At 66.6% G+C, this 3,289-nt stretch carries 4 protein-coding genes; 1 reads left to right on the forward strand and 3 read right to left on the reverse strand.

Annotated elements, in window-relative coordinates:
* The 3 genes from JNN06_RS03195 to JNN06_RS03205 all read right to left on the reverse strand — a co-directional run.
* A partial coding sequence (locus tag JNN06_RS03195; RefSeq protein ID WP_291238154.1) for a deoxyribodipyrimidine photo-lyase occupies positions 1-601 on the reverse strand: 601 nt, incomplete at its 3' end.
* A 45-nt stretch (positions 602-646) separates the two neighbouring features.
* Positions 647-1,666, reverse strand: a complete 1,020-nt coding sequence (locus JNN06_RS03200; protein WP_291238155.1) for a hypothetical protein — start codon at positions 1,664-1,666, stop codon at positions 647-649.
* Positions 1,667-1,681: 15 nt separating this feature from the next.
* Positions 1,682-2,107 carry a hypothetical protein gene (locus JNN06_RS03205; RefSeq protein WP_291238156.1) on the reverse strand — a complete coding sequence of 142 codons (426 nt, stop codon included), beginning with the start codon at positions 2,105-2,107 and terminating at the stop codon, positions 1,682-1,684.
* Positions 2,108-2,301: 194 nt separating this feature from the next.
* On the opposite strand from JNN06_RS03205, the gene cobS reads away from it, so the two are divergent.
* Entirely contained in the window at positions 2,302-3,288 is a 987-nt protein-coding gene (cobS, locus tag JNN06_RS03210; protein WP_291238157.1) for a cobaltochelatase subunit CobS, read from the forward strand.
* Position 3,289 lies beyond the last annotated feature (1 nt).

Here is a 3,289-nt window from a genome sequence, read left to right on the forward strand (position 1 = left end):
GAAAGCTGTCCAGCGCCGCCAGCGCCCGGTCGCGCCCGCCCTGCTGGCGATGCGGGCAGGGGTCTTCCGCCAGCCCCATGGCGCGGGCCGAGGGCAGCGCGCCGGGTTCCACCCCCGGCACCGGGCTCAAGCCCTCGGGCACCGCCAGCGCGCCAGCCATGAAGGCGTCGCGCCCGCGCTGCCAGCCATCCCGGCTGACCAGCCGCCGCTGCACCCCGCATTGCGGCACTTCGGTCCAGCGCAAACCCAGCCCCCGCGCCCAGGCCGCCACCCGGCGGTCGCGCCCATAGGTCCACAGATTGCCGGTCTCCTCATGGCTGACCATCTCGGTGATGCCATGCGCCCGCACAAGGCGATCCAGCACCGACACCGCCTCGCCCATCCGCACCACCAAGGGCAGGCCAAGCGCCGCCAGTTCGGCCCGCAGGCTCTCCACCGCTTCCACCGTGACGGCCCAATGCCGGGCCGAGGTATCGGGCAGGCGCCAATACTCCGGCTCTGCCAGCCAGACTGGCAAAACCTTGCCCTTCGCCGCCGCAAGCGCCAGCGCGGGATGATCGGCGACCCGCAGGTCGCGCTTGAACCACATGAGAACATTCATGGAACATTTATCTAGCGCATCAGCCGGATTCGGCAAGAGGGTGCGTTAGCCCCTCGCCACCTCGGCACGCGTCTCGGCACGCGCCTTGAGGATCGCCAGCACATTGGCCTCCAGATCGCCCAGCAACACTTCGCCCCACAGCGCGGCATAGCCATTCACCGGCGTGCGCATCCAATAAGTCGTCTCCAGACTGACCCGCACCCCGCCGCCCGGCAGCGGTGCCATGCTGTAACCGCCGCGCCGGATCTGCATATAGGCGCTGTCGGGCATCAGATGGGCATCGGTGATCTCCCATCCCTGATGATCGCCAAAGCGGAAGGCCCAGCCGATGCGGCGCAGCGGCTCCCATTCGGTGATCACCTCGTCAAACCGGATGCCGCGCTGCCATTCGGCCCGACGCAGGGCCCCGATGCCCTGCCCCTCCAGCCGCGCGGCCTGCGGGCGCGGCACGCCGATCAGGCTTTGGGTCACCGTCCAGATGCCTTCCTCCGGGCCGATGGCGCCCGCCCCCTCCAGCAGCGGCCAGACGGTTTCCGGCGCGGCGGCGATCTCGATGCTGCGCGCCACCGTCACCTCGGCCTCGGGGCGCGGCAGATGCGGCTCGGCAGCCATGACCAGCAGCGGCGCCAAGGCCAACACACTGACAAACTGCCGCCCCTGCGGGATACGGCTGCGCAGGTAATAGGTCAGCCCCGCCCCCACTAGGCCCGCAACCAGCCAGATCGGCGCCAGCATCAGGACGCAGATGATGCCCTCGGGAAGGGTGACCAGCGCCAGGATCGAGGCCGCCAGCACCAGCCAGACCGGCACCATCAGATAGCTGCCCATATTCTTGCGCGCCAACGGGTCCGCGACATAGGCCACAAAGGCCGAAAGCGCCGCGGGCAGCACCGCCAGAAAGCCAAAACCGATCAGGCCCTCCGACGGCGCGACCACCGACAGCAGCGCATAAACCGCCAGCGCAAAGGCCAGGGCCACCGCAAAAGCCCCGAGAAGGCGCAGCCCCGCCGAGGCGCCCTGCTCTGGCCGCTCAGGCGGAGGCGCGCCGGGGTCTTGCTCTGCCATCACATCCCTGTTCCCTCATTCCGCGAAAACCCTGACCCTTTCGCGCGCCAGCCGCAAGCCCCGCCAGCGCTGCGCCGCCAGATGCAAGCCGCCAAAGCCGCCCAGCCAGACCAGTGCCGGAACGGGATGCGCCATCGCCATGGCAGGCCCCATTAAAGCCCCCATGACCGGCCCGCCAAACCGCGAGGCCGGATCGAACACCGCCCCCGCAACGGCACCGCCAAAGACCGTCACAGCCACCGCAGCCCCAATGGCCCAAAGCCAACCCAAACCGCCCGCCCGGCCAAACAGCGGCGCAAGCCATGCCCCTGCCACCGCCGCGCCGACACCGGCCCCAAGGATCAACACCCTGCCGCCGATGCCATAACCTTCCGAAAAAACCACCGTGAACAGCGCGATCCCCGCGCTCCAGACCGCCACGCCACCGCGCAAATTCCACATGCCTCATACTCCTTGCCAAGCTGACAAGGCCCAGAAACCCCAAACCTCCCGCACAGCGCCCGCAGCGCTTGCGCAGAATTTGCGCAACCCCCGCCAATTGTGTCGGTAACAGCCCTTCCCCTTGCAGCCCCCCGCGATATGTTCCACAAATCCCTCAAACGAACGCGCGCGCGGCCCTCCGCGCGCCCTTGCCCATGGCGGACGGAATGCTCGATCAGATTGCGAAACCCACCGAAGAAATCTCTGTGCGCGATGTCTTCGGCATCGACACCGACATGAAGGTGAAGGGCTTCGCCGAACGCGGCGACCGCGTGCCCGAGATCGACAGCACCTATAAATTCGACCCCGATACCACGCTCGCCATCCTCGCAGGCTTCGCCTATAACCGCCGCGTGATGATCCAGGGCTATCACGGCACCGGCAAATCCACCCATATCGAACAGGTGGCGGCACGGCTGAACTGGCCCTGCGTGCGGGTGAACCTCGACAGCCATATCAGCCGGATCGACCTGATCGGCAAGGATGCGATCAAACTGAAAGACGGCAAGCAGGTGACGGAGTTCCACCCCGGCATCCTGCCCTGGGCGCTGAAAAACCCGGTCGCCATCGTGTTCGACGAATATGATGCGGGCCGCGCCGATGTGATGTTCGTCATCCAGCGCGTGCTGGAACATGATGGCAAGCTGACCCTGCTCGATCAGAACGAGATCATCACCCCCCACCCGTCCTTCCGCCTGTTTGCCACAGCGAACACCGTGGGTCTGGGCGACACGACCGGCCTGTACCACGGCACCCAGCAGATCAACCAGGCGCAGATGGACCGCTGGAGCCTTGTCGCCTCGCTGAACTACCTGTCCCACGATGCCGAAGCCGCCATCGTGCTGGCCAAGAACGCGCATTACAACACCGAGAAGGGCCGCAAGCAGATCAGCCAGATGGTGACGGTGGCCGATCTCACCCGGACCGCCTTCATGAATGGCGACCTCTCGACCGTCATGTCGCCGCGCACCGTGCTGAACTGGGCCGAAAACGCGCGCATCTTCCACAATGTCGGCTATGCGTTCCGGCTGTCCTTCCTGAACAAATGCGACGAGCTGGAGCGCCAGACCGTCGCGGAATTCTATCAGCGCTGCTTCGGCGAGGAACTGCCCGAAAGCGCCGCCTCGATGGCGATGAAGTGAA

Origin of the sequence: Gemmobacter sp., from assembly GCF_016792925.1 — a bacterium.
GTDB lineage: Bacteria > Pseudomonadota > Alphaproteobacteria > Rhodobacterales > Rhodobacteraceae > Gemmobacter.

Bases quoted from the DNA above. Each gene is read 5' to 3' on its own strand.
- cobS (WP_291238157.1), top strand. From the start codon at position 2,302: ATGGCGGACGGAATGCTCGATCAGATTGCGAAACCCACCGAAGAAATC.
- JNN06_RS03205 (WP_291238156.1), bottom strand. From the start codon at position 2,107: ATGTGGAATTTGCGCGGTGGCGTGGCGGTCTGGAGCGCGGGGATCGCG.
- JNN06_RS03200 (WP_291238155.1), bottom strand. From the start codon at position 1,666: ATGGCAGAGCAAGACCCCGGCGCGCCTCCGCCTGAGCGGCCAGAGCAG.